Raw genomic sequence first — 26,660 nt, 5'->3', positions numbered from 1 at the left:
CTACGGTCCGCCTTTCGCTAGATTCAGCCTTTGACCCTAGAGATACATTGTTGAGATAAGTCGAGATAAATTGTTGAGGTTTCGGTGACTTCGTTGCACTCATCTTCAATGGTAAGACTATTCAACGGAGCTTCTCATCAATTATCTCAACTTCGTATGCGCCCATGGCAGAACTCTTTATGGTCGGGCATGGGCGCATACGAAGCAGGAATTGTCCGTAGTGCTTTGTTGATTAGTCCACGTGTCGATCTCGAAGTTCGCGCTTTTGGATCTTTCCCGTAGCACCACGTGGGAGGGGATCACTTTCAATGTAAAGTTTCGTTGGGATTTTGTAACTTGCAATCTTTTTCGAAAGGAAAGAGGATATCTCTTGGGGCGAGACTTTGGAGCCTTCCTTGAGGTAGATTGACGCTGCAACCTCTTCCCCTAATCGGGGATGTGGTAGTCCAAAGACAGCGGCTTCATAGACTGCAGGATATTCGTAAATGGCAGATTCAACCTCTGCGCAGTAGACGTTTTCGCCGCCACGAATTACCATATCTTTGATTCGATCATCTACGTATACGAGTCCGTTTTCATCCAAGTGGCCGATGTCGCCTGATCTCAAAAATCCATCCACAAATGTTTTAGCATTGGCCTCTGGCTTGTTCCAATACTCTTTAATGACGGTAGCGCCCTTGAAGCAGATCTCTCCTCTTTCGCCAACGGGCACTTTTTCACCCATGGGGTCGAGGATTGCAATCTCCACAATAGGCAAAGACCGCCCCGCTGATTTTGGATATTGAAGTGCTTCGTCATCTCCGATTTGCGGTCCGTAGGAATTAGTTTCGGTCATCCCATAGCCAAAACCCGGTCGTCCGTTTTTGATTCCATTTGCAATGCGCTTGATCAATTCTGGGGGAACCGCCGACCCCCCTCCACCCATGCTCAAGAGCGAGGATGTATCGGTTTTGGTGAAATTTGGACTTTCGAGCATATCCCATGACATTGTAGGGACACCAATGAAGTGGGTTATATGTTCCTCTTCGATTATTGCAAGGGCGACATCTGGATCCCAGCGGTGCATCAGTACTAATTTGGAGTTCGTAATTAGTGAAGATAGAAGTACTGATACGCACCCAGTTACGTGAAATAGGGGCACCGCAAGGATAAAGCTAGTTGGCCATTGTGACGGCTGCTTTGGTGGGTACCGCAGGGTGCTCATTTGAGCTCGAGCCCCATTTGCATAGACTGCATTCATGATTGCCCTATGAGTCGATAAAGCGCCTTTTGGAAAGCCTGTCGTACCTGAGGTGTAGAGGATTGTCGCGTCGTCGTCGGGGTCCATGACAGGTTTCTTATACGGCTTTGTCTCCCAGGTGGCTGGGTCAAATCGCCTTAGTTCTCCAAGGTCGTCAGCCGGAGTAGATCGAACTACGACGATCGGTACCCCTCTTTCACTTGCGGGAGCTAGAGATCGCTTGGCGCGTTCTGTGTCTGCGATTAGAACTTTTGGTGTTGCATCACCTAGGGCGTATTCGATTTCGTCCCTCTGCCACCAGCCGTTTATCAAAGTGGCAATTGCTCCAATATTTAAAGTAGCGATGTAGGCTTCGATCCACTCAGGTAAGTTTCGCATGGCAATAGCGACACGGTCACCTTTTTGAACGCCATAGTGGTTTGCCAATAGGTCTGCAAACGCATCTGCGCGCTTCATTAGGGTTTCATAGGAGACCCTCTCGTCCTCGTAGACGACAGCAATCTCGTTAGCATGCTGGGCTGCGTTGGCAAAGAGATCTCCGAGGCATGATGGCGTATTTTTGAAGACCTTCATTTCGATACCATTTATTTTGGCATCTACGATCTCAAAGAACTGTCCCGCTCCAGTGATGGCTAAAAGCGCCTCTTCGTAGTCCATTCGTCTCCCTCAATTAGAGATTGATGAGCTACCGGAGATGAAAATCTCTCCGGTAGCTCATCAGTTGTTTTTTCTTCCGATATCCAAACGATCTGATCGATCTCTCAGTGGTCGTTTGATCCTTTTTTTTGGATAGATTTATCCCGCCAAATTTGAATGGCTAATCTACCATTGCACTGTAAACCAACTGAACCAATTCTGGACGAATTGGGTACGTCGAGGAGGGGAGCAGTTGTGTCATAAATGAGATCGCCAAACCCTCTTTGGGATCGATGAAAAAGGCAGTGCTGGCGGCCCCTCCCCAAGCATAGGTTCCTTTGGAGATCAGAGATTTGGTGTCGGCGGGGTTTATGACAACAGAGAAGCCCAGCCCAAAACCAACCCCAGCCGAATTTGACTCGGAGAAGATTGGCCGTCCGATCTGGTCCATATCTTGGTTTCCGGGAAGGTGATTGGTGACCATGTAATCTACTGTTTTAGGAGAGAGAATTCGGATCCTATCAAGCTCGCCACGATTTAGCATCATCGCCATAAAGGCGGCATAGTCGCTTGCCGTTGAGACTAGTCCGCCACCGCCAGAGAGCACTCTCTGAGGCGATAGACATGCATTTCCAAAGGCATCGAGGCGCGTGATTTCACCATTTACTCCTGGCATATAGAGCGCGGCGAGTCTCGATGCGCGTTCTGGCTCTATATAAAATGATGTATCGACCATCGAGAGTGGGTCAAAGATCTCCCTCTTCATGAATTCATCAAGTCCCATTCCCGAGGCAACCTCAACGACGCGACCTAGAACGTCTGTCGATACCGAGTAGTTCCATTCCGTTCCTGGATTGGCCACTAGGGGCATCGATGCCCATGCATCGCACGCACCTGCTAAATCGACATCTGGCGGCCAACCCCATTCGTAACCGTTTGCACGGTAGATCGCATCGGTGGTGTGTGCGTGGTGAAAGCCGTAGGTGAGGCCTGATGTATGGGTCATGAGGTGCCAAATTCGCATTGGTTCAGTCGCTGGAACGGTCAAGGGGGCTTGAGTGGAGCCTTGCTTGAAGACGCGGAGGTTTGCAAATGATGGAATGTACTTCGAGACTGGGTCAGTTATATCCAAGAGCCCTCGTTCGTATAGGATCATCGCTGCGACTGTGGTGATCGGCTTAGTCATTGAATAGATACGAAATAAGGTATCCTCTTCTATCGCCTGTCCACCCTCGATGTCTCTTAAACCTGATTTAGCAAGGTAAATGGGCTCCGAGTGGCGCGTGATGGAGACTAGCCATCCGGCAAGTTTTTTTTGTTCTACGTAGGATTGGAAGTGCTCTCCGATTCGATCCAGCCTCTTGGGATCGAATCCCATTCGCTTTGGATCCTTGGTTACATTAATTTTCATGTTACATTCCTTATACCAAAATTGTTCCAATAAGAATTATTGCACCTCGCAGTCGCTTATGGGATTCAATTTCAGGTTTGGTGATATTTGACGCCTTCTTGGGCGGCCAAGACTATCTCGCCAAGACCATCTCGACGGGCCAGACCGATCTTGGCTCAATTGCTTACCTTGGGCATATTGTCCAAAGAAGAGGGGGGGGTATCGCTCTGGCCGCGCTTGATAGATTTTAACTTCTTTTTTGCATTTGGCTCCGTGAACTAATAAGAGGAATCATTCGTGGATCTCGAAGGTATCTTTTAGAGCACCTTATTTTTGAATATAGCTTCTGGAGGGGGCCGATATCTTTTTCGCGATGGCGATAAGAAATGCGATCGCATTTTTTCATTTTTGCTCATAGGGTCTGTCTCCTAATCCAACTGGAGGCCGCGATGGCCCCTTTCCCCTTTTGATCATCGGCGCCGGTAATGCTTTAAAGAGAATCTTGTGGTCGACGAAGCTCGACTGAGAGAGGTTGAGTTCTTCGAGATGGAAAGGTTTCGAGTAGCAGATTTCTAAGGTACCAATTGGATAAAGGTCGCTTTTTTTGGATCTTTCGGACTCTGGATAGGCCTTGACGCGGATCCATTGATGAAGAGAGGTTCGTTTTTGAATATTAAGATTTGTATCCTCCCCAAAGTCCTTTGGGCGGATTGACAATAGGCTATTTGGGAGTAAATCTTGAACTTGGCCCAAAAACGGTCGAGGATCGTCCCTAGTTCTAGTATCTCTTTACTATTTAAGGAGTCGTAATGGCCAATTGTGTAGTGCTTCTAAGTGGTGGACTTGACTCTAGCACCGTGGCTGCCTTTGCCATGAGCCAAGGATTTGACGTTCATGCTTTGAGCTTTAACTACGGTCAGCGCCACCTTGTTGAACTTGATGCGGCTCGGCGCGTTGCTCGAGAGCTGGGTCTTCATAGCCATGTAGTTTGCGACATAGATTTGAGAGTGTTTGGCGGTTCGGCACTCACTGCATCCATTGATGTTCCTCACCGTCAAAGCGGCGAGGCGGTTGACTTTGGGGCATCTAAGGAGATTCCTGTCACCTACGTACCGGCACGCAACACGATTTTTCTTTCATTTGCATTGGCTTTGGCGGAGACGATCTCTGCCAGCGACATCTTTATAGGTGCGAATTCGATCGACTATAGTGGGTATCCAGATTGTCGTCCCGAGTACTTGGCCGCCTTTGAAGCTATGGCGAATTTAGCTACTAAGGCATCGGTTGAGAAGGGCCAAAAGACAACGATCCACGCCCCCCTTTTGACTTTGACTAAAGTTGGAATAATCGAGCTTGGCCTTTCCCTGGGAGTGGATTATTCCATAACCCATAGTTGTTATGACCCAGTTGACTTTAATAAACCCTGCGGAAGCTGTGACTCGTGTCTGATACGCATGGGGGCCTTTGAGAGTCTAGGAATGGTAGATCCGCTATTTTAGGAGCCTCGTTGATCCGTGTGCGATTGTGGCATTACGAAGCCTTTGGCTGTTTCTATCGTGAAGTTCAAGAAAAAGTATTTAAGGAATCTGAGTGAAATTTATATGGTAAGCGATACTTCGAAGCTGAGTTTATTGGGAGCAGGCTCAACTAACTATGAATATAGTTCGCCGACGGCTGACCTCCTAGAGGTCTTTGACAATCCGCGTCCTGAAGTTCCTTTTGTCATAGGTTTGGATTGTCTGGAATTTACTAGTCTTTGTCCTATGACCGGACAGCCCGACTACGGAAGTATATATATTGACTACGTTGGCGACAAGCTCTGTGTTGAATCTAAGAGCCTTAAACTTTACCTTGTCAGCTATAGGAACCACGGCGCCTTTCACGAAGACTGCGTCAATTCAATTGCAGATGACATCGTGGGTAAGATTAACCCTCTTTATTTAAGAGTCTTTGGTGACTTCAACGTCAGAGGCGGAATAGCCATTAAGCCACTCACCATTCGACGCAACTCTCCAATGGCTAGTGAACTGCGCGATGAGATCGCAGAGCTATTTGCAAGTTTTGATCGTCTCTCGGCCCGTGGCCCAAGGGGCTGATGATCGTGTTTGATTTTTTGGAATTGATTTAGGGGAAGTATCAATCGATGGCGTTAGAGGAAATTGACAGATCTAAGAGTCAATTGGTTATAGGAGCCATTGCGTTTTTGATCTACGTCTTTGTGATAGGCGGCTCAAATTGGATGATTGGTCATGTCGGGAAGGCTATTCCTGGAGCTCATGTGCTACCAGTAGGGTTTGGTTTGATGGCTCCATCGGGTGTATATCTTGCTGGGGCGGCCTTTGTCGCTAGAGACGTTTTACAACGTGTAACAGGTACCAAAGTTGGGATTTTGGCAATTATTGTCGGAGCTCTAGTATCTGCATTGGTCTCGTCAGCTCATCTTGCTTTTGCTTCAGGTGCTACCTTTTTGCTCTCTGAGAGTTGTGACTTTTTGATCTATACGCCTTTGCAGTCGAAGAACTTTCCTTTTGCTGTATTGGCTTCGGGAATTGTAGCCGACGTAGTCGATTCGGTCGTATTTCTAACGTTGGCCGGGATTCCACTTTCGCTGGCGCTGGGCGGCCAGCTTTTGGGAAAGTTTTGGGTGATGTTGAGCGGAGCGTTGATAGCCGGATGGTTGAGGCGTTTCCGGGTTTTTTCAATTCCCGCTCGGACTCTGCGAGGAGCGTAGTGACACTTAGGACTGTATCTCTCTAATTACAGATGGTCTATTTTCTATTACAGATATCTGATGGCGACTATAGATAAGTTTTGGAAGCTGTCTCTTGTTTTTTTTTGCGAAAATCCTAAATTGACCAGTAAATCAGTGAGTGCTTTTTCCATTTTCGACGTAGTGTTTAGAGGCAGTTCACAAATTATCTCACCTCAGAATGTGAGATAGCTTTCATTTTGGACACGATTTTTTCTCTTTGGGGATTTGGACCTCAGTGGTTGCAAAAGGTGGTTGAGGACTGTCGTGAATGTTGAATCTTATCTGGGTAACGAAGGTGGCCAATTAGAGACGGACAAGGTGCAGAGTTGGCTTTGCGACAATACTTTTTTAGTCTTTGATCTTGAGACAACGGGTGTCGACGTTTTTGTTGATCTCCCTGTTTCATACGCCCTTTTGATAATGAGCGGTGATAATTGCGTACTAGAGAGCTATTCGCTTGTTGATCCTGGCATCCAAATACCGATTGAGGCCGCAAAGATTCATGGTATCTCAGACGCGGCGGTAAGACGACATGGCCTTTCACTGGGGGATGCTCTTGGTCTGATCGTAGATCAGCTGATGCGTGCTTATCGAAATGGCTGGTTTGTGGTTGGGATGAATATTAGCTATGACCTATCCCTGCTGGATAATGTGTTGAAGAGGGAGTTGGGCGTAGGCTTGGGTGAGATGGGCATTAGCCCTGGTGTTGTCGACACATTAGTCCTAGATCGCCATTACGATCCATACAGGAAGGGGCGCCGAACTCTAGATGCTCTTGGAACTCGATATAATGTCGCAAAGGGTGAACTTCATAACGCTTTGGAAGACTGTAAGGTAACCTATCGCGTACTGCGCGAGATGGCAACTATTTATCCGGCCATAGCCGATTTGGAGCCCTCTACGAGTTCAGATGTTTTGGCAGGCTTTCATCATAAATGGGTGGAAGGCTACAATAAGTGGGCGCGCGCTAAGTCCAATGCCGAGATTGACGATAACGGCTGGCCGATACTGTTAGATCGAGGTCGTTGACAGTTGTGACAGACATGACAATGATTTCAATATCGGCCATGTCTGTCAGAGACTTTCGCTAAATTTTTTGGAGAGCTACAGTGTCACTCGGATGTGACCGTGAGCGTCACCTTTATATTTCCCATAGTCGCTTTGGAGTAGGGGCAGGTTTGGTGTGCTAATTCGACCAGTTCTAGGGCCAAGGCTTCATTGATTCCCGGCATCTCAGCTTCAATTGCGACTGTTAGTCCAAAGCCCCCGTCTGAATCATCGAGACCAATGCCTACTTCAACAGATACAGCTGAATCGGTGAGGTCTACCCCCTTTGATCGTGCTACAAGCTTGAGAGCAGAGTGGAAACAACCAGCGTAGCCTAGTGCGAAGAGTTGCTCAGGGTTGGTCCCATCTCCGCCGGGTCCTCCCAACTCCACTGGAGTAGTCAAATATATATCTAATTTGCCATCATGAGACTTCGCCTTGCCCTGGCGACCTCCCCAAGCGGTTGCACTCGTTTTATACCTTACGTCAACAGCCATTTCAACCTTTGCATTAAATTGCCCTTACTATGACAAAGATAACACAACTAGATTCATAGTCTCGGGATCTCTTGGGATATTGATCAAGGTCTCACAGGGTCAAGTAGATCATGATATCTCAACTTCTATGAGGAGATCGCCTGCCTCAATCTTTGTGGGACCCGAGGCCACTATTCGTTTCACGCGACCACTCACTGAGGTGGTAATGGCAGCTTCCATCTTCATTGCTTCGATAGTGGCGATTGTTTGACCTGCATTCAGGGTGTCGTTTAGAGCTACAGCTATGGTGACAACTCCAGAAAATGGGGCTGAGATATGACCGGGATTAGAAGAGTCAGCCCTTTCGTTTTTCGGTGCAGTGGACTTGATGGAGTTGTCGCGAATTGGAATTACTCGAAGCTGTCCGTTGAGGCGACAATAGACGTCTCTAATCCCTCTTTCATCAGCTCCGCCGATGGCGTCGAGAGCCAAGTAGAGGTCTACTCCTTGGTCGAGTTTGACAGATGTCTCTTCCCCGATCTCCAGACCGTAAAAGAAGGTCTTGGTATCCAATACCGATAGCGAACCATATTTATCAAGCGACTCTTCGTACTCCTTTGCGGGTCCAGGAAACAAAAGACGGCTCAAAGTAGCTCTGGGATTTGGAGCTTCAAGGGCATCTAGGCTCTCTTGGTCTAGCACTTTGGGCCCTAGATATTTTGAGGTGCGATTAGTTAGTGCTTTGGTACGAAAGGGCTCTGGCCATCCACTAGCGGGTATGCCTAACTCACCTTGGAGAAAACCTATCACACTGTCTGGAATATCATATGACGAAGGGTTTTCTTCAAAGTCAGTCGGGTCAGCATCTGCAGCTACTAAGCCGAGTGCTAGATCACCAACGACCTTTGAAGAGGGTGTAACTTTTACAATATTTCCGAGGATCTTGTTTACTGCTGCGTACATATCCTCGATTCGCTCAAAATGATCACCAAGGCCCAGTGCAATTGCTTGCTGGCGAAGGTTTGAGAGCTGACCCCCTGGAATCTCGTGATGGTAGACACGTCCTGTGGGGGCGCTAAGGCCAGATTCGAATGGACGATAGAGCTTTCTTACCGCGTCAAAGTATGGCTCAAGAGAAAGTGCCGAGCTCAGGTCAATGCCGCTATCGTAGGGGGTATTTTCTAAAGCGGCAATTATTGCAGACAGAGGTGGCTGGGAGGTAGTTCCTCCAAGTGATGCCGTTGCTCCATCGACAGCATCTACTCCGGCTTCGATTGCAGCTAGGTAGGTTGCGAGTTGACCTCCTGCTGTATCGTGGGTATGAAAGTGTACGGGTAGATCGAAGTTCGATCGAAGCGCTTTTACCAATTTGGCCGCCGCCGGTGCTTTGGCTAGGCCGGCCATATCCTTTATACATAGAATGTGGCAACCCATAGAGACAAGTTGCTCGGCGATTCTTAGATAATAATCTACTGTGTAAAGCGCCTCTTTTGGATTTGTCATGTCGCTTGTATAGCAAAGGGTTCCCTCTGCAACGGCGTTATTTTCTAAGACCGCGTCTATCTCAGGTCGCATGATTTGGACGTTATTCAGGGCGTCGAAGACTCGAAAGATGTCGACACCGCTTTTGACCGCCGCCTTTACAAATGATTTTGCCACGGGCTCAGGTTGGGGGGTGTATGCAACGGTGCTTTGGCCGCGAAGAAGCATTTGAATTGCAATGTTTGGGATCTCCTCACGCAACTGTTCTAGACGTGACCAAGGATCTTCTTTTAAAAATCTAAGAGCAACGTCGTAGGTTGCCCCGCCCCAAGCCTCGATACTCAGTAACCCGGGGAGGAGCCTTTGAATGTAAGGCGCGACTGCCACCATGTCCTTGGTGCGCAACCTAGTTGCAAGGAGACTTTGGTGCGCATCTCGCAGCGTTGTATCTGTTATGGCAACCGCTTTTTGCTCTCTTAGCAGCCTCGCGAACTCAGCCGGCCCAACTTCGCTGAGAAGGTTTTTACTTCCTTTTGATGGAGTCAAGGCCAAGTCGATCTTAGGTAATTTAGAGTTTGGGATGCTGTTTGTCGGAGCTGAGCCATTGGGGCGATTTACCGAGATGTCAGAGATGTAGGTAAGGAGTTTAGTTCCGCGGTCGGCGACTGACTTAGCCTTAAGGAGTTCAGGGTGACTTTCTATGTAAGAGGTATTAATTTGACCATGACGGAAGTCTTCCTCCTTTAGCAACTCCTGGAGAAAGCCGATGTTTGTCGCCACGCCGCGTATTCGAAACTCTCGCAACGCTCGGTCGGCACGTTGAATCGCCTCTCGATAGTCGTGGCCCCGGGTGGTGAGCTTGACTAGCATCGAATCAAAGTAGGGAAGGACTTGTGCTCCGGAATAGGTGCTTTCATCAAGGCGAATGCCAGCGCCACCTGGAGCACGATATGCCGAGATTCTACCGGTATCTGGTCTAAAGTTATCAGATGGATCTTCGGTGGTTATGCGACATTGGAGCGCGCTGCCCCTCGTTGTGATTCCTTCCTGTCGAATTTCTAAGTCAGTTAAGCTTTGTCCAGATGCGATTTTGATCTGCGCTTGGACTATGTCAACCCCGGTTACCTCTTCGGTGACTGTGTGTTCAACTTGAATTCGAGGATTCATCTCAATGAAGACATGACGGTTCTTCGAGTCGAGCAGGAATTCCACCGTTCCGGCATTCGAATATCCAATTGAGGCTGCGAATTTCACCGCGTCATTGCAGATCTTCTCTCTGATGTCGGGCGATAGATTTGGAGCGGGTGCGATCTCAACTACCTTTTGATGGCGGCGTTGTATCGAACAGTCCCTTTCGAAGAGATGAACCACCTCGCCGTATTCATCAGCAAGAATCTGCACCTCAATGTGGCGTGGCGCAATGACAGCCTCTTCAATAAAGATTGTCGGGTCACCGAATGCAAGTTGCGCTTCGGTGCTTGCGCTGGTAATCGCGTTGCTTAGCTGATCGGGGGAGTCCACCTTTCGAAGACCGCGGCCACCTCCGCCGGCTGAGGCTTTTACGAAAAGTGGAAAGTGAAAAGTTGAGATTATCTCCGATAGGTCGTCCAAGGCCGTGACGGGTCCTAGAGACTTGAGGGTCGGAATGCCGGCTCGACGAGCTGCAGCCACTGCGTTCATCTTGTTTCCAGCCAGTTCGAGAGCGCCGGTTGATGGTCCTATGAACTTGATCCCTGCCTTCACACAGGCCTCTGAGAGTAAGGGGTTCTCCGAGAGAAAGCCATATCCAGGATAGATTCCATCAGCCTGTGACTTTAGGGCGATTTCGATTATCGAATCGACATCTAGATAGGATCGAAGAGGGTGACCTGGTTCGCCAATTTGGTAGCTTTCGTCTGACTTTTGACGATGGAGGGAATACCGATCTTCGTATGCATAGATGCCAACTGTTGAAATGCGAAGTTCAGAGGCGGCACGAAAGGCACGAATCGCAATCTCACCACGGTTTGCTACGAGTATTTTTTTGAGCATGTTCGCCTACCTTAGATATCTCGAGGGATCTTGCATTCGCCATTGAGCAAAGATGGAATACGAAACTGTTATTCTAGAAACTCTCTTAGCCTACCCGAACGACCATTGACCATTCGGATTTGTTCGTGCCGACATATCTTTAGAGCCATGTCGAATAAAGGGCCTCCTTCATTAAAAAGCCAGGAACTTCGATCGATGCGGTAAGGAGTTTGTAGTTGTCTCTAAAAAAGTGCCATTGCAAGTGGTTCGAGACGATTAAAAGGATTGCTTTGTAGATAGCCAGCAATCAACTTTTACCGAGCTACAGATGATAGGTGTAGTTACTTTGCAAAAGTTGATTGCTGAAAGTTCTATTGATTAGGGGCGGTGAGCTTGTACGACGACTCGACCGTTCATCCTGAATTCTTCTTGGGGAGCCTCTTGAGCTACAGAGGCTAGAAGCTCGTCGAAGCTCGCGCTCTCTAGGAGGCCCGAGTCCACGAGTTGATCCTTCAGTGTTGCGATCTGGTCGACTATAAAGCGCTTCTCGCCTTTTTGGGGATCTGAATGAACGTGCAACGCTTCGGTCATCAGCTTTACGCTGTCGATCACAAATCCACCTCTCGATAAATAAACCGACAACTTTCTACCAACTTCGCGATCCCCGCCTCGTTGCCCTTGAAGTTTTTGGATGGCCTCAAATAGACGGCTGAAGGCATCAGATGGGCTTGGGTAGGTCATATAGAGATGGTCATCTATATCTTCGACTAAGAGCACTCCACCGGGCTTGAGTGCCCCTAAGAGGTTTCCAACGGCCTTGTCTGGATCTGAGACGTAGCTAAAGACCTCACGGACTACAACTACGTCAAATTCTCCCTCTGGAACGTCGAGTTGCATTATGTCATCAACTTGAAATTCGATAGAGATATCATTAGACAAGATACCTTGTTCCATTGAGCGCTCAATGATGGTTTTCGCACCGGCTACAAATTCTGGATTGACATCTGATGCAAGTATTGAAGCGCCAGTTCGAATCGCGATCTCGATGGCCAGTAGACCGTAGCCGCAACCGACATCGAGTACGCGCGTGCTCGGTCCAAGAGGAAGTGATTCGATTATCTGCTTCCAAGTCGGTCCAAGGTTCAAAGTGTATGCGAGCATGGATTTTCCCTCTCCGTCTTCCAACGTCGAGAGGTATCCAGCTGCTACGGTACGTAATTTTGCGAGTTTTTCATTGACCATCTGCATCTCTGAGTCGATCCCTGCTCCTAATTGTCATTGATAATGTGGGATTAATCTTCCACCGCTTGGTAAAAAAACCTAGCGCATTTTCCATTTTGGCGTCGGCTTTCCAAGTACCGATTATCCAATAAGAGTTAGGTTAGCGGATTGGTTCGATAAAAGTCGATTCATAAACGACATATACCCAAATTGGCTGCTCAATTTTTAACAATTTTAGGATTTTTATCGCGGATGAGCCGCTCCGATTGAAGCCGTGACACTTGGTTTAGAGCTTTGTCTCTTACTCATATCACTAGCTGTAGTTGAAGTAAATATGAATGAGAATCGATATCGGCTTTCCTGGTATCAACTGATACTTTTTAGTTTCATCGCGTTTTTGGGTCGGTTTTGGCGCGGGTGGGGCACCTGGTGCAGATTGCTATCTAATTTTAGGCTTTGTTGTGCGTTTGAGGGTGGTGGTAGTTGGTAGTGGATTTGGACAGATCTTTCTTGTCTTCTCTTTGTAATTCGGTGGCTAAAATGACGGAAAAATGATTAGCTGTTTTTTTAGGGTCTGCCTATTTTGTCATTGTGGATAACTAAATAGGCACTTGTGTTTGCGACTTCTCTTGAAGGCAGTCTTTTTAGGTGAGAAATCTTTTCTATGGCGCAATCCGAACTCCAAAACACCCTCTATCAAGGTTGGGTTAGATAATCCGAAGAAATAAAGCGATACTATCTTCATTTGTGCCCTTTTGACTTGTCATGTTGACTTGCCTTGGGTTAACAATATCTTGAGAGTAAGTTATCTATTTGGAGCGTCTTTTGGGACTAACGTTTGAAAAAGCTCGATCGGTAAAGTTCAAATTCCAATCGAGCTTTCTACTCTTAGTGGCTTGAAATAGGGCTCAAAGCAGACTGAGGCTACGAGAGGTCATCGACCTCTTTCGGAAGTAAGAATGTCGCAAAGAGACCAATAAGCACAAATAAGGCTGCAGTAAATGCTGCGGTTTTGGTGGCACTTGCCATCGCTTCGACCGCTGCGGTATGGATGAGCGTACCGTTGTATAGGTGGGAAAGTGTGGGTATAGCCGCTCCAGCACTAGCTCGTAGTTCCCTCACGATCCCTGCCTGTGCTGTAGGACCTAATGAAGTCAAATGAAGCAAGTTGAGGTTTTTGGTCATGGTACTTGCGAGTTGGCTAAGAAGGACGGTGCCCAAGATGGCAATTCCGAGAGCTGATCCGATCTGTCGGGAGGTGCTTTGAATCCCCGATCCCAGGCCACTTTTATCCAGTGGAACTTCCGCGAGAATTACTCCAGTCAATTGCGACGTTGCAAAGCCAACACCCACGCCGTAGATTAGAAATGCAGGTACCATCCAAAGTACTGATCGAGTTGGGGAAACTGCAACGGCGAGTGAGGTAATCCCTATCACCTCTAACCCAAGGCCAATGCGAACTACATTTCTCGCGCCTAGCTTCTTAGAGAGGGGCGTTACTGCTCCGCCTGCAAGGAAGCTCCCTAGCGCCAAGGCCAATAGGATTGTTCCGGTGCCAAGTGCGGTATAGTTTCTGGCGCCTTGAAGGAATAGCGGAAGTGCAAAAAGGATTCCGAACTCGCCCAACGAGACGATAGCTGCTGCAATATTGCCGGCACTGAAGCTCCGAATTGAAAATAGTGAGAATTCAATTAGAGATGGTCGACCCTTTGCGATGTTTGATTTTTCTAATGCTATGAATGCGATCGCCGATATGGCAAAGATCGCCAATGCAATTGGGATTGGGGAGATCGTGTTAGCAGGCCAAGTGAAGCTTGAGAGCTGAAATTGAGAGGTCTCGTTCCACCATCCGTAGCGTTGGGCTTCAATAAGACCAAAGACTAAGGAGCCTAGGCTAAGTATCACAAGTAGGTTCCCAACTAGATCTCCAATTGCCCCTGAATTTTCATCTTTCGATTCGGGAACCAAAAGAAGGGCGCCAACGAGGATTACAATACCAGTGGGAACGTTGATCAAAAATGCCCAGCGCCATGAGTAAGACTGAGTTAGCCAACCCCCAAGTAATGGTCCCAATGCAGCTACACCACCTATGGTCGAACCCCAAATGGCAAAGGCAATTCCGCGGTCCTTGCCAAAGAAGTTGGCATTTACCAAAGAGAGGGTGGATGGCAGAATCATTGCCCCTCCTATCCCTTGAATCAACCTTCCAAGCAGCAGGATCGATGAGTTACTTGCGGCCGCGGTTAGCAAGCTCGCCAAGACGAAGATTATTGTTCCAATAATGAACAGTTTTCTTCGTCCGAATCTGTCCCCGAGTCTTCCCAGTGAGATCAAAAGTGCGCCAAATACTAACGAATAGATCGAGTTGGTCCATTCGGCGTCACTGGAGTTCAAATGGAGATCGCGAATCATGGTGGGTAGCGCGACATTGACAATGGTCGCATCGACGATAATCATTGCGACGCCAAGCGCAATGAAGGGCATCATTAACCATCTACTTCGATTTGAAGTGTTCTGAATGTTTGACTTGGTATTCATGAATATCTTGACCTCTAAAGTAGTCTATTGATTTGATTGTCTTTGAGATATTGCGCTTTCGGGCTATATCCCATCTCGGCTTTTAGACAGTTCCACACTCTGGCCTTTCAACCACTCCTAAATGCTACTAGTCCCATTATTTAATGCTGGAGACCATGAGATAATTCCAAGATCGGAAATAGAGGCTAAAGTTATATTAATCGAGCCTCTCGGTCTTGCGGATTGTAATTGCCAGGCTTTCTATTGGCTTGGCCAGCAACGGGAGCCGTTGAAGACCGTTGGCTGGAAATTGTATTGGTGCCTTAAAGCCCGTATTCATATCTATAAATTTGAATATATATATCACGACTAATAGCTTTTAAATCCGCTAACTGTTGCTCAGCTTCGATATCGACATTTGCGTGTGTGATTGATCTGAAATCTCAATTGCATATGATTTTGCTTATACTTTCCATACGTTTGCTCTTTGCAGCGGGCGAAATTTGGAGATGGGATTGAGATAGGGGTGCTATCAAGGTGGATCGGAGGGGATGCGGCAATTGGTCTGTGGGCTGAGTTGGTATCGAACTCCGAAATCTAAAGCTCGCTGGGACGCTTCTAGTCAAGTCGGAGGAAATCCGGTTGGCATTTCACCTTTTAGATATCTTATCGGCTCTCTGTTGAACCGAAGGATCTTCATCTGTTGCAGGGCTATATCTAAGTCGGTAGTTTGGTGGCTTTGGTGTGGTAGAGGTAGTCGTTGGTCAATCTCATTTTTCCTAAGTTTCAATCTAAGTGAATAGTCGTGTCGGTGTCCTCGGTGGAACCGAGAGAGCCGCATCTGACATTAGTAAAAGACGTTTGTATTTTGACTAGATGTACCTATGTCATATTTGTTAGATGCCAGAGGTTTGTGCCCCTGAAGTTTCGACGGATGGTGATTGGCCATTTTCGATCTTATTTATTGAATCTTCAACCTCTAATGAGCCAACTTGCTTTGGCGAGATTTTGGAACTTGGTTTGTGATAGTGGTGAGCGCTTTTTCCAAACAGGAATAATCTGAAGTGGCCAATAACGGTGACTTCGTGTGCAGCTATTTTTTCCTTGGCTTCTCGGGGGAATTGCGACCTGTTGCTATTCAAAGAGGAATTTAGGGCTGGCTACCTTTGAGGCTTTATCTGGGCTTGACTAAGTCGATGCGGGGCTGCTTTTTAGTTTGAGGTTTATTTCTCTTATGGATTTACCCCGGCGATCCGATTTGGTGAGGCCGCCATTGTCGTCGAGGTTTTTGTCCGTCGGCGAGGCTTCTCTATGGAGCTTGTGGTAGTCCCCTGTTGTTAAAGCCTTTGGCGTGATCGGTGGAATCAACTGTCGGCGAGGCTTTATAGGAATCTTGCAATGGCTATATGGCGCATTGAACCGGCGTAATATTCGCGGTGATCTCTAAGGGTATTCATAAGATTGCAGCCTTAGGTCTATGAACTCTCTTCAAATTTAGATCTTCATGTCCATCTAGGACTCCTTTGATAGTCGAAGGATGGAAATTTAGCTGCCGTATTTGAAATTCATTAGCTAGGGTCAGAGACGATGAGCAGTATCGACTTTTATTCCTGTTTGGATGCGATAGATTGTTTCCAAAAAAAACTCAGAGGATGTAGTGGTTCTAATCTTTTATCGGCCAATGTGTTGTGGGTATGGGGGCTTGACCACCAGGTGGGCCAAGTTCTATGATCATTTAGTATTAATTTTTCAGTATCTAGTTCATGAATCTATTAGGTTCGTCTTAGATTTGCTTGATGACTTGAATAAGGGATGTCTAATTACTTCGTCACCTGTACCTTAGCTCCCTTCGCGATCATCTTTCCTGTGGCTCGGTCCAATAGGAAGGTTGATTATGCAGAGAGTTTTAGTGACTGGGGCAGCAGGATTTATCGGATCTCACCTATCCGCGATGCTAGTTAGAGATGGAATAGAAGTTGTAGGTGTTGACTGTTTTTCCGATTCTTATGATTCGGGTGAGAAATACGAGAGAATGCTCACTTTGTCTGAGCTGGAGGGTTTTGAATTTCAAAAAGCTGATTTGGTCGATGCCGATCTTGATGTCCTGCTCGATGGTGTCGATACGGTCTTTCATCTTGCGGGTCGGGCGGGCGTACGATCTAGTTTTGAGCAATACCCAAGCTATGTTCATGACAATATCCTGGCTACGACAAAGTTAGTTGGAGCTATTGCCGACCAGAATCGCAAGATACGCTTGGTGTATGCCTCTTCATCTAGCATCTATGGAAATTCACCGACTCCATTCCTGGAGTCTTATGAGCCTTCGCCCATCTCGCCATATGGTAAGACAAAGCTTGCCGCCGAAAGAGTGGTTTTAGAGGCAACTAGCCCTCTGGTCGAAACGGTTGCGTTGAGATATTTCACGGTATATGGACCCTCCCAGCGTCCTGATATGGGTTTGCGCAAATTTATCTCTAGCGCACTTTCCGATCGGGAGATAGCGATCTTTGGCGATGGAAGTCAGAGTCGTGACTTTACCTACGTGAGCGATATTGCCAATGCGACAATGAGTGCTGGCAAGGCTGAAGTTAGTGGACTTGCAATAAATATCGGTGGTGGCTCGACTGTGACCTTGCTGGCGGTGGTAGAGATGCTGCGAGGTTTCCACGGTACTGATCTGCGAGTCTCCTTTGGCGACTTTGCTCGGGGAGATGTATTGCATACCGGCGCTGATTTGGATAGAGCGAAAAACTATCTCGGGTTTTCTTCTAAGGTCTCTTTTGCTAATGGATTTAGAAATGAATATGAATGGCTAAAAGATCTCCACACATTTCAGGCGGCAGGTGTGGCACAGTGACCCAAAGTTTCACAAGGATCGATGAACTCACAGATATGGCGCCAAGACGTATTGTAATTTATTCGCACGATACATATGGACTTGGTCATCTTCGTCGCAATATAGCACTTGCTGAGGCCCTAGTTCGGATTAATCGCTCCGTCCGAGTTATCATTATGACTGGTTCGAGGGTGGCGAGTAGCTTTAATACTTCTCGGGGTATTGAGCTTGTAGAGCTTCCACCGGTAATCAAAGTTGGTCCGGATGAGTATGAGAGTTATGGCGTTTCGATTCCGCTTTCGTTGATCAAGCGTGCTCGTGCAGCCATCATCAAAGATATAGTGGTTAGGTTCAATCCAGATATCTTTTACGTGGACCATTCGCCACTTGGAATGTCAAAGGAACTCCTAGGAGTCCTGGACTTTTTGGTTTTGGCACACCCTAAGATTCATCGAGTTATTGGTCTTCGTGATGTCATAGATTCACCTACTAATCTTGGTCAAAGCTGGGCTACCGATGGTGTATTGGATGCCATTGCTCGATATTACCATGCGGTGTTTGTCTTTGGAGAAGAGGCAATTTACGACCTGCGGAAGAACTATTCGATTCCTGAAAGTGTCAAGTTGCGATACCTCTCATATTTGGGGAAGCCTGAATTCATCGAGGCGGGTGTGTGTCGAGCTGAATTTTTCGCCAACGCCTCGTCTGATCAAGGATATTTTTTAGTAACCGGCGGCGGTGGTGGCGATGCCCAGGAGGTTTGTGAGGTTGGGATTGAGGTTGGAAAGGTTATCCAAGTCCCAACTTTAGTAGTCGCCGGCCCCCTGATGGAGGTAGATGCACTGGCTCACCTCCGGCGACTGATCGGCGACGCTGCCAATATTAGTTTAATTGATTTCGAGCTGAATATTGAGGTTTTGCTATCGAAATCTAGGGTTGCGCTTTCAATGGCTGGATATAATACAACCGTTGAACTGGCGGCAGCTAGGGTTCCTGCTCTTTATCTGCCCAGGATATATCCCAGACAAGAGCAGCTGATAAGGGCGAAGATCTTTGAGAAGTTAGGATTTGGGCGCGTTGTCGACCTGTCTAGGTGGAAGATCGAGAGGATCTCCCAAGAGGTAATGCATTTTTGGTCTGAACCGATTCTTTCGAGTCAGATAAGCGTGAATATGTCTGCGATTCCAAAATTTGCAAGTCAAATTGTAGTTCCTGATTTAGTAGATTTTGATCGCGCTTGTGACTCAGCAGAGACCACACCATGATTGCCTCAACCGTTGATGGATACCAAGCTCGATTTATCGATTCCACCAAAGTACGCTTTTTCGAAGAGAGCGACTCGGCCGTAATCGTAGATTACGTACTTGTTGGCCCGGCTGATACATCCCATAAAGGGGAATGCGGTGCCGTTGATGCTATAGGATTTTCTGCTCATCAGGGAGCCACCCATTGGCAGGCACAAAGGGAGCACGCTATCTTGGGGTATCTAATAGATAGAACCTCCCAAACTAAACAAGGCGTAGGAGGCTTAGGTGGTAGCGAAGTTCCAATTGATGGCTCGCCCGATCCCCTAAATCATGCGAGCACGGTTCAAAGGGTCAATTACCTCTTGAGTATCGGGGGTATCGATAGCTCTCAAGTTGAAGATCTGCAATTTGTCATCGATGGGTCTTTGGTGTCATCCAATTGCGACTTGTCGAGCGGTGGTAATGGCTCCCAAGACAAGTGGAAAATTGGTATGAAATGAGGATAGCGTATCTTCTCTTTGACCCAGGTATCCCAGTCGGAGGCACAAAGGGCGCATCGATTCACGTAAGTGAATTTTGCCGTGCTGCCAGCGCCTTGGGCCATGAAATTCATTTGATTGCGACCAGGGTCGTCGGTGATGGGGTTCCCAGTGTGATCTTGCACCATATTGAGTTACCCTACATTAAGGCCTCAGATGGCTCCAAGTTCCAGGCTGCTAATGAATTTTCAGAACGTGCGTTTGACGTATTGAGAGAGATAAAACCAGATCTTATCTATGAGCGCCTGAGCCTCTTTTTTGGCGAGGGGCGCCAACTTGCAATCCGACTTGGAATCCAGAGATTGTTAGAGGTTAACGCGCCGATAGTGGATGAGCGTATTGAGCACTTTAACCTCGATCTTATCGATGAAGCTAGAGCCAAAGAGGCCGCTGCTATCTATGGTGCAGACGTCATCGCCGTGTCGGAGTCGTTGTGCGCCTACATTAGGACAAATGAGGCAAAGACGATATCGGTCTTTCCCAATGGCGTAGACACCGAGCGATTCGGATCAGTTATCAAATATCGATATGATACGCAAAGTATGTCGCTCAAAGTGACATCTGACCCTAAGGGGCCAAGCGATCCAACAACAATAGGTTTTGTCGGCTCCTTGAAGACTTGGCATGGAGTTAATAATTTGATTTTAGCTTCAAATCTACTCTTTGATAGGGGTATTTTTCATCGACTTTTGATAGTTGGTGATGGACCAGAGATGACATCCCTAAAGCAACTGTCGGAGCGTTCCAAGGCACGGGCTCGTATTCATTTTGTTGGAGCGCTCGAGATGAGCGAGATCCCATCTTATTTATCTTCGATGGATATAGGCGTAGCTCCATATCTGCTCCGGGGAGACTTCTACTTCTCCCCGCTAAAGATCCTTGAGTATATGGCGTCTTCGATAGCTGTAATTGCCACTAGAACTCCATCCATTGAAGCTATCGTCGGAGGCGATGCATTTCTTTTGAGCGACCCATCGCCAGAGGCGATTGCCAATGCAATTGCGACTTTGATCGACGATCCAACAAGACGCATGGAACTAGGAAAAAAGGCACGAGATCGGGTCGAGACCTCTTTCACTTGGAATCAGACGGTTAGTTCAATTCTTGAGGTGGCGGCCTCCCAGAAAGATGGCCCAGACGATGTGCAGTTTGATTCAGTGGATACGATAGGGCAGGTGCAGTAGTGAGGGCTCGAAATCGACCAAAAGGAAGGATGGTCGGTGACTTCCTTCGACAGAGTCGCGGTCGAATGGCGATCGGATTGCTTTTTTCACTCGTCAATGCAGCCATCACTTGGATAACCCCATGGCCACTAAAGATCGTTGTTGACTCAGTTTTTGGAACTAAACCTTTGCCTTCTAGCTTTGGTTACACGGGAACAAAATTAGAACTGCTCTATATCACCGTTGGCGCAATGGGCGCACTTGCTCTAATTGGTGGTGTGAGTACCTACATTTCAGCGTTGAGTTTTGCAAATGCAGGACAGATATTCTCTAATAATCTCCAGGTAAGGGTCTATGACCATATCCTAAAGCAGCCACAAGGGTTCTTTGAGAAGCGAAAGGCTGGTGACCTATCTACTCGTTTGATTGCCGATGTGCAGTCGATACAACGAGCGATGGTGGAGTCTGTTCCGACCTTGGTCAATTCGATACTGGCCATAGTTGGAATCATGATTATCTTGGCCATGCTTGGAGTCGTCTTTTTGGTAGCGGTTTTGGCACTTGGTGTATTCGTAGTCTTTGACCTAACGTATTTTATGCGACGGGTTCGGCGGGAGTCGAGGAGGGCTCGAGACTACGAGGGTATGGCGAATTCGGCTGCGCAGCAGGCGATTACCGGTTTGGTGGTAGTTCAAACTAACGGAGCGACAGAGATGGAATCCTTTCGGTTTTCCTCGCTCGTTAAATTGAGTACGCGTCATTCTTTGAATTCCAACATTGCACAGGCTGCGATGAATTCATCTGTAACCTCGGTATTGAATCTGACTATTGCAGGTTTCGTCCTCTTTTCTGGATTGGCAGTCTTTTCCCACACCCTTAGCCTTGGCATGATCTTGGTTGTGACCTCCTATGCACGATCGGTATACAAGCCGCTTCAACAATTGACCAAGAGAGCGGGAATCGTTGGAGTTGGTTTAGCGGCCAAGGAGCGGGTTGAAGAGTTGCTTTTGGCCAATGATGCAAGGCCAGGTGTAACCACGAAGAGGCGAGTTCCACTCGGCGGGAGCTCTATTAGCTATGAAGGTGTCGCCTTCTCTCATGGCGGCCGTTCGATCTTTGAGGATTTGAACCTTCGTGTAGAGGAGGGTAAGCGAATTGCAATTGTAGGCGAAACTGGATCGGGAAAGTCGACGATTGCAAAGATGCTCCCTCGGCTCTTGGAGCCCAAAGAGGGCCGAGTGACCATAGGGGGTCGCTCTCTAGATGAGATTCCTTCATTTCAGCTACGGGAATTAGTCGCCTACTTGCCTCAAGAGACCTTTATCTTTTCGGGTACCATCTGGGAAAACGTCATCTATGGCCTTCAAGGGGCGATTCGCCTTGACGCAGTTCGCTCCTGTTATGAGGCAGGAGTTATGGAAGTCTTCAAGGTGCTTCCTATGGGTATTGATACAGTCGTCTCCGAAAAGGGTACCTCCCTCTCAGGAGGGCAGCGACAGTGTATTGCAATCGCCCGAACTGTTGCTAAGAATGCAAGGATAATCATCTTGGATGAGCCAACTGTGGGTGTCGATCCGCAATTAGAGGAAGTTTTATGCGGTGCTTTCGAGCGGGTTACTAAAGGTAGAACTGCAATAGTAATCAGCCATCAGGAAAAGACGCTGCGTTTTTGTGACGAGATCTATCGCTTTCGTGACGGTCGATTGCAAAAGAGCACCTTTGAAGATTTTTTCCTGTCATCTTTGGATCGTCAACCACGTCAACAAATCGATGAATTTCTTTCATTTGGTTGAGGCGTGACCATTGAGATCTTGATGCGCTTGATTCTTTTTGGTCATTGTCTATTTGAGTATTCAATGTCTCATTGGAAGGCCGTCGTTGATTGTGCTTGGTTTTTTCACGAAAAAGACGGCACGGCTTGTTAGTTAGGGTCGGTCTTTTTTTGATCGGCGTAGTTATTTGATTTAGTTAGAAACGGAGAAAAGTTTCAAAATGGAAAGTCGCTTTGTTGTCAGGGATATTTTAGTTGTTGGCGGGGGATACGTAGGTTTAACTGCTGCCGGGTGTTTCGCGGAATTGGGTCATAGGGTCTACCTCATCGAAAAGGACGAGGAGCGAATGGAGAGTCTTTCACGTGGGAAGATACCTATCTACGAGCCCCAGCTGGATGAGATCTTTGCGCGATCTCTGCGTGATGGAAGAATCATCTTGGGTGATTCCATGGCAGATGGTTGCTTTGGGGTCGATGTAGCATTTTTATGTGTAGGTACTCCACCATCTCCTAACGGCAACCCCAACCTGTCAATTATTGCAGCAGCAGCCGCTGAAGTTGCCGGCGCGGCCACGACAAGCCTCCCAATAGTCGTCAAGAGCACTGTACCTCCTGGAACATGTGAGGCGTTGGAGCTCATTTGCCACGAGGCTGCCAAAGAAGGCGTAGAGCCTACTGTGTGTTCAAACCCCGAATTTCTACGCGAAGGACGCTCAATCGACGATTTTATGAATCCGGATCGGGTCGTAATAGGAGGCGAAGAATGGGCGGTTGACGTGGTGGCTTCGCTCTACCCCGACTATATGCCACTACTCAAGATGGACCGCCGTGGTGCTGAGTTGATCAAGTATGCCTCCAATGCCTTTTTGGCGGTCAAGGTTTCATTTGCGAATGAGATTGCAGCACTATGTGAGTCACTTGGAACCAAAGCCAGCGACGTCCTTCGGGGTGTTGGTTTGGATTCGCGGATAGGAACTGCCTTTTTGAGTCCAAGCATAGGTTGGGGTGGATCCTGTCTTCCAAAGGATACTTCTGGGATGGTCGCTATCGCAGATTCCCTCGGGTGCGATTCGGGGGTGGTGTCGGCAGCGATTTTGGCTAACCGAGCCGCTCGGGAGCGTTCGATAGATCGCATTGACAGGGCGGTTGGTGGTTTATCCGGAAAGCGTATCGCCCTTTTGGGAATGGCATTTAAGGCCGGAACCGATGATTGTCGTGATTCGCCTGCGCTCTTATTGTCCAGCGAACTTATAAATAGGGGTGGCGTCGTCGTCGGTTACGACCCTATGGCAAAGTTGACTTCGCTTCAAGAGTTTTCAATTACATCGCGAGTTGATTCCCTTAGCGAAGCTATCGTTGACGTTGATGCAATTGTCTTTGGCGCAGCATGGCCAGAATTTGGCCAACTGGATCCTATTGCGATTACCGCCATGAACTCTCGCACCGTAGTATTTGACGGCTCGAGTTCGATAGAGATCGAAAAGTGGCAGATGGCAGGGTTTATAACGATGGGTGTCGGAGAGGGCCACCAAGACAGGTTTCGTCCGATTATTTGGAGACCCCTTTCTTGGACTACAACAATGAGCCACGAAAGCGTCGCTTGAGATAAAAACACCTTCTTTCGCGACCTTTTATGATGGCCATACAGATCAATGTGGCCATCATAAAAAAGGGATTGGACCTTAGAAAAATGTAGTTGGTTCTTTTGAAGTATCGCATTGGCAGCGTATTTTTCTAGTTAGTTTTTCCAGAGCGAAGTCTTTTTGAACAATAGTGATCAGAATCGCTATCAAACAGAAGGCGCTGGAAATGATCATTCCGATTCGTAGCCCTGAAGAGGTATCGGAGAAGTAGCCGGTTACTAGCGGACCTGTGCTTTGCCCAATTGCCATGGCCAGCGTGGCAGTCCCAAGAATTTTAGCGACCTGCGAGGGCGCTGAGTTGCGTTGGGCTAACCGGGTTATGGCTGTTGTGGCGGCCATCAATCCAAGGCCAATTAGGGCCGCTGAGAGGAGAACGACGCCCTGATCTTTGCTGACCAGGGGTAGGATCGTCCCGATCGCAATTACAGTCAAGGTCGCGCCAAGTCCCCATCCTGCCCGAAGCGCGCCTAGAGGTCGGTCCCAAAAGAATCCTGAAAAGACCGAAACGACTCCAAGAACTATATAAAAGACAGAGACAAAGGTTGAAGACGATCCATTTTGTTTAAGGAATGCCACGATGAAGGTCATGAATGAGATGTATCCGGCACCGAAGATTCCATATCCTAGAAAGGAAGGCATGTAACTTCGAAGTCGTGCCTTTTCGGAAATGTCTTTTGGCGGGGTTGGGTTTGTGAGTTTGGTGAGTTCGACGCTGGTGATAATTAGGCTAATGAAGCACAAAACTCCAAGTAAAATCCATGCAGCTTGCCATTCGTTATTGCCAACCAGGTGAAGTAGCGGGGGAATGCCGATTCCAGATATCGCCGTTCCAAGACCGGCTCCGCCGAAGAATATCCCTAATGAACCGGCTGCAACACGATGGGTACTTCTAATGTTTGAATGGGCAACAATTGCACCTCCGACAACTAGCAACATGGCCCCAAAGACCCCTGATGCTGCTCGAACGATGAAAAGATAGCCGAGGGATGAATTGATAGCCGGGGCGAATGTCAATATCGTGATAGCGGCCATTGCGAATCTAAAGCTCTTTTTCGCTCCATATCGTTTCGCTACGGGCGCCGATATAATAGCGCCAAACCCATATCCGACAGCGTTGAGAATATTGAGCGAGCCGGCTTCTAGGTATGTCCAGTGAAGATTGGACTTCATGGCGGGGAGGATTAAGCCATAAGAAAAGCGTGCGAATCCTAGGGCAGTTGCGACGCCCAACGACATCGCGAAAGCACTCATGTAAGGATTTCCAGAAGCTCTTTTTGATTTAGTTTCAACCGTCGCGCTAATTTTTGTTCCTTACTTCGACGAGATAATTAATGTTGTATACAACATGTATCTATGTTCACTATTCCACCGATGGGAATTGATCTTCGTTTTTAATTGAGGCTTCATTTACTCTATCTATCCAAACTACTCAGGTCTATTTTGATGTATGTCGATAGCGGTCGAGTTGGTGGGATTCGAAGGTCAGATCGGCTGTGGGTCACTGTAATATCGACTCATCAGATAGATCGACGGGTAAGAGCTACCTTGGGAGGTTCTGGTTTTGCTTTGGATCTCGGGGGTGATAGGTGGGAGTAACTGAGCGATCCCCCCTCCGGGGTAACCTCCGTGATGGGTTGATTTGCCAGGGGGATGTGTTGATGGAGCTTTATTGGTTCTGGAGGTCGTTTGTAATTTTCTAAAAACTCATCACCTCTATCTATTGGACCTATCTGCTCTTTTAGCTCGATCTTTTAGACCTAAAAGGGCTTTTATTATTGTGTTGTAATTTGAGGCGCCGTTTTTGTTGGTGGGAAATTTTATCTTCGCAATCTTCGTTGATGATCTCGTGGAGCTAATGGCTAATAGGCGTTCACATCTCATTCTTGCGACTGTCACGAGGTACATATGGCGACTTTACTTTCATTTCATGCTCATCCCGACGACGAATGTCTTTTGACGGGCGGAACCTTAGCAAAAGCTAAATCAGATGGTCATCGAGTAGTGATAGTCGTAGCTACTGGTGGCGAAGAGGGTGAATATCCAGCCGGATTTGTATCCGATAGATCGGAACTACCTGATCGGCGTCGCGGTGAACTATTGGAATCCGCGAAAGTTCTAGGGGTGGACAAGGTCTATTTCCTTGGCTATAGAGATTCAGGGATGATGGGAACACAAAGCAATTCCAATCCCAAATCTTTTTGGATGACAGATATCGACGAGTCGGCCAAGGCTCTGGCGGAGATTATCGCGATTGAGAGGCCCGATGTCGTAACCATCTACGATGAAATCGGTGGTTACGGCCATCCGGATCATATAAATGTGAATCGGGTTGGCCTTAGAGCTTGCGAAATTTCCGGTTTGTCGGAGGTGTATCAAGCCACTATGAATCGTGACTATTTAATGGAACTAATGGCCGATTACTCCGTTGACAACCCAGGGAAGGTTCCCGATGAACCCCAAAGCGCTTTTGGAATGGGCGAGGATGCAATTGACACGGCTGTTGACGTCTCGGAGTACGTCTTTCTCAAGAGAGAGGCTTTAAGTCGCCATAGGAGCCAGATCGGTGGAGTTGCCTTTGTCTTCGACTTAGGCAACGAAGACTTCGCTAGAGCGTTTGGCACTGAATGGTTTATATCTCGTCATCCAAAAGAAAAAGAGTTTAGGACTGCAATACTCTAGGATTTTTTAGA

18 protein-coding genes are annotated in these 26,660 nt (G+C 47.6%); 11 read left to right on the top strand and 7 right to left on the bottom strand.

Translation table 11 applies throughout. The annotated features are described in order from the left end of the window. Positions 1 to 232: 232 nt before the first annotated feature. Together ACIDITHRIX25_RS86180 and ACIDITHRIX25_RS86175 are read right to left on the bottom strand one after the other, a co-directional pair. Entirely contained in the window at positions 233 to 1,897 is a 1,665-nt protein-coding gene (locus ACIDITHRIX25_RS86180) for a class I adenylate-forming enzyme family protein (protein WP_201733724.1), read from the bottom strand. A 160-nt stretch (positions 1,898 to 2,057) separates the two neighbouring features. Next, positions 2,058 to 3,287 carry a serine hydrolase domain-containing protein gene (locus tag ACIDITHRIX25_RS86175; protein WP_201733723.1) on the bottom strand — a complete coding sequence of 410 codons (1,230 nt, stop codon included), beginning with the start codon at positions 3,285 to 3,287 and terminating at the stop codon, positions 2,058 to 2,060. 788 nt (positions 3,288 to 4,075) lie between these two features. Between ACIDITHRIX25_RS86175 and queC the strand changes: the two genes are divergently transcribed. The 4 genes from queC (at position 4,076) to ACIDITHRIX25_RS86155 (ending at position 7,047) form a co-directional block, all read left to right on the top strand. Continuing rightward, positions 4,076 to 4,765, top strand: a complete 690-nt coding sequence (gene queC / locus ACIDITHRIX25_RS86170; RefSeq protein WP_201733722.1) for a 7-cyano-7-deazaguanine synthase QueC — start codon at positions 4,076 to 4,078, stop codon at positions 4,763 to 4,765. A 132-nt stretch (positions 4,766 to 4,897) separates the two neighbouring features. Continuing rightward, positions 4,898 to 5,362, top strand: a complete 465-nt coding sequence (queF, locus tag ACIDITHRIX25_RS86165) for a preQ(1) synthase (RefSeq protein ID WP_201733721.1) — start codon at positions 4,898 to 4,900, stop codon at positions 5,360 to 5,362. A 47-nt stretch (positions 5,363 to 5,409) separates the two neighbouring features. Beyond that, complete coding sequence (locus tag ACIDITHRIX25_RS86160) at positions 5,410 to 5,997, top strand: VUT family protein (protein ID WP_201733720.1); 588 nt, start codon at positions 5,410 to 5,412, stop codon at positions 5,995 to 5,997. Between the two features lie 285 nt (positions 5,998 to 6,282). Beyond that, positions 6,283 to 7,047 carry an exonuclease domain-containing protein gene (locus ACIDITHRIX25_RS86155; protein WP_201733719.1) on the top strand — a complete coding sequence of 255 codons (765 nt, stop codon included), beginning with the start codon at positions 6,283 to 6,285 and terminating at the stop codon, positions 7,045 to 7,047. A gap of 83 nt (positions 7,048 to 7,130) precedes the next feature. Here the strand turns inward: ACIDITHRIX25_RS86155 and ACIDITHRIX25_RS86150 are convergent, their stop codons facing one another. The 4 genes from ACIDITHRIX25_RS86150 to ACIDITHRIX25_RS86135 all read right to left on the bottom strand — a co-directional run bounded on the left by ACIDITHRIX25_RS86150 (position 7,131) and on the right by ACIDITHRIX25_RS86135 (position 14,792). After that, positions 7,131 to 7,562 (bottom strand): organic hydroperoxide resistance protein, encoded by a 432-nt coding sequence (locus tag ACIDITHRIX25_RS86150; protein WP_052605286.1) that lies wholly within the window; start codon positions 7,560 to 7,562, stop codon positions 7,131 to 7,133. A 108-nt stretch (positions 7,563 to 7,670) separates the two neighbouring features. Further along, a complete protein-coding gene (locus ACIDITHRIX25_RS86145; RefSeq protein ID WP_201733718.1) occupies positions 7,671 to 11,054 on the bottom strand; it encodes a pyruvate carboxylase in 3,384 nt (1,127 codons plus the stop codon). Between the two features lie 357 nt (positions 11,055 to 11,411). Next, positions 11,412 to 12,281: a class I SAM-dependent methyltransferase gene (locus ACIDITHRIX25_RS86140; protein ID WP_201733717.1), complete on the bottom strand. Its 870-nt coding sequence runs from the start codon at positions 12,279 to 12,281 to the stop codon at positions 11,412 to 11,414. 897 nt (positions 12,282 to 13,178) lie between these two features. Next, positions 13,179 to 14,792, bottom strand: coding sequence for an MFS transporter (locus ACIDITHRIX25_RS86135; RefSeq protein ID WP_201733716.1), 1,614 nt, complete (start codon positions 14,790 to 14,792; stop codon positions 13,179 to 13,181). A gap of 1,873 nt (positions 14,793 to 16,665) precedes the next feature. Here ACIDITHRIX25_RS86135 and ACIDITHRIX25_RS86130 point away from each other — a divergent pair. From ACIDITHRIX25_RS86130 to ACIDITHRIX25_RS86105, 6 genes are all read left to right on the top strand, one after another. After that, a complete protein-coding gene (locus tag ACIDITHRIX25_RS86130) occupies positions 16,666 to 17,628 on the top strand; it encodes an NAD-dependent epimerase/dehydratase family protein (RefSeq protein WP_201733715.1) in 963 nt (320 codons plus the stop codon). Beyond that, complete coding sequence (locus ACIDITHRIX25_RS86125) at positions 17,625 to 18,872, top strand: glycosyltransferase family protein (protein WP_201733714.1); 1,248 nt, start codon at positions 17,625 to 17,627, stop codon at positions 18,870 to 18,872. Before ACIDITHRIX25_RS86130 ends, ACIDITHRIX25_RS86125 begins: the two co-directional genes overlap by 4 nt. After that, positions 18,869 to 19,354, top strand: coding sequence for a hypothetical protein (locus ACIDITHRIX25_RS86120; RefSeq protein WP_201733713.1), 486 nt, complete (start codon positions 18,869 to 18,871; stop codon positions 19,352 to 19,354). The genes ACIDITHRIX25_RS86125 and ACIDITHRIX25_RS86120 overlap by 4 nt, the downstream gene beginning before the upstream one ends. Next, on the top strand, positions 19,351 to 20,577 hold the full coding sequence (locus tag ACIDITHRIX25_RS86115; RefSeq protein ID WP_201733712.1) for a glycosyltransferase family 4 protein: 1,227 nt from the start codon (positions 19,351 to 19,353) through the stop codon (positions 20,575 to 20,577). Before ACIDITHRIX25_RS86120 ends, ACIDITHRIX25_RS86115 begins: the two co-directional genes overlap by 4 nt. Next, positions 20,577 to 22,349, top strand: coding sequence for an ABC transporter ATP-binding protein (locus ACIDITHRIX25_RS86110; RefSeq protein WP_201733711.1), 1,773 nt, complete (start codon positions 20,577 to 20,579; stop codon positions 22,347 to 22,349). Before ACIDITHRIX25_RS86115 ends, ACIDITHRIX25_RS86110 begins: the two co-directional genes overlap by 1 nt. 199 nt (positions 22,350 to 22,548) lie before the next feature. Next, positions 22,549 to 23,931, top strand: a complete 1,383-nt coding sequence (locus tag ACIDITHRIX25_RS86105; protein WP_052605275.1) for a UDP-glucose dehydrogenase family protein — start codon at positions 22,549 to 22,551, stop codon at positions 23,929 to 23,931. A 78-nt stretch (positions 23,932 to 24,009) separates the two neighbouring features. On the opposite strand, the gene ACIDITHRIX25_RS86100 is transcribed toward ACIDITHRIX25_RS86105, so the two are convergent. Then, entirely contained in the window at positions 24,010 to 25,221 is a 1,212-nt protein-coding gene (locus ACIDITHRIX25_RS86100; RefSeq protein WP_201733710.1) for a YbfB/YjiJ family MFS transporter, read from the bottom strand. Positions 25,222 to 25,875: 654 nt separating this feature from the next. On the opposite strand from ACIDITHRIX25_RS86100, the gene ACIDITHRIX25_RS86095 reads away from it, so the two are divergent. Then, positions 25,876 to 26,649, top strand: a complete 774-nt coding sequence (locus tag ACIDITHRIX25_RS86095) for a PIG-L family deacetylase (protein ID WP_201733709.1) — start codon at positions 25,876 to 25,878, stop codon at positions 26,647 to 26,649. The last annotated feature ends 11 nt before the right edge of the window (positions 26,650 to 26,660 follow it).

The organism is Acidithrix sp. C25 (assembly GCF_904848545.2).
The sequence above is the reverse complement of the archived record's forward strand: the minus strand, read 5'-3'. Positions and strand labels throughout refer to the sequence as shown.

Excerpts from the sequence above, each read along its gene's own strand:
- ACIDITHRIX25_RS86180 (WP_201733724.1), bottom strand. The coding sequence starts at position 1,897 with ATGGACTACGAAGAGGCGCTTTTAGCCATCACTGGAGCGGGACAGTTC.
- ACIDITHRIX25_RS86175 (WP_201733723.1), bottom strand. The coding sequence starts at position 3,287 with ATGAAAATTAATGTAACCAAGGATCCAAAGCGAATGGGATTCGATCCC.
- queC (WP_201733722.1), top strand. The coding sequence starts at position 4,076 with ATGGCCAATTGTGTAGTGCTTCTAAGTGGTGGACTTGACTCTAGCACC.
- ACIDITHRIX25_RS86160 (WP_201733720.1), top strand. The coding sequence starts at position 5,410 with ATGGCGTTAGAGGAAATTGACAGATCTAAGAGTCAATTGGTTATAGGA.
- ACIDITHRIX25_RS86150 (WP_052605286.1), bottom strand. The coding sequence starts at position 7,562 with ATGGCTGTTGACGTAAGGTATAAAACGAGTGCAACCGCTTGGGGAGGT.
- ACIDITHRIX25_RS86145 (WP_201733718.1), bottom strand. The coding sequence starts at position 11,054 with ATGCTCAAAAAAATACTCGTAGCAAACCGTGGTGAGATTGCGATTCGT.
- ACIDITHRIX25_RS86140 (WP_201733717.1), bottom strand. The coding sequence starts at position 12,281 with ATGCAGATGGTCAATGAAAAACTCGCAAAATTACGTACCGTAGCAGCT.
- ACIDITHRIX25_RS86135 (WP_201733716.1), bottom strand. The coding sequence starts at position 14,792 with ATGAATACCAAGTCAAACATTCAGAACACTTCAAATCGAAGTAGATGG.
- ACIDITHRIX25_RS86130 (WP_201733715.1), top strand. The coding sequence starts at position 16,666 with ATGCAGAGAGTTTTAGTGACTGGGGCAGCAGGATTTATCGGATCTCAC.
- ACIDITHRIX25_RS86120 (WP_201733713.1), top strand. The coding sequence starts at position 18,869 with ATGATTGCCTCAACCGTTGATGGATACCAAGCTCGATTTATCGATTCC.
- ACIDITHRIX25_RS86115 (WP_201733712.1), top strand. The coding sequence starts at position 19,351 with ATGAGGATAGCGTATCTTCTCTTTGACCCAGGTATCCCAGTCGGAGGC.
- ACIDITHRIX25_RS86105 (WP_052605275.1), top strand. The coding sequence starts at position 22,549 with ATGGAAAGTCGCTTTGTTGTCAGGGATATTTTAGTTGTTGGCGGGGGA.
- ACIDITHRIX25_RS86100 (WP_201733710.1), bottom strand. The coding sequence starts at position 25,221 with ATGAGTGCTTTCGCGATGTCGTTGGGCGTCGCAACTGCCCTAGGATTC.
- ACIDITHRIX25_RS86095 (WP_201733709.1), top strand. The coding sequence starts at position 25,876 with ATGGCGACTTTACTTTCATTTCATGCTCATCCCGACGACGAATGTCTT.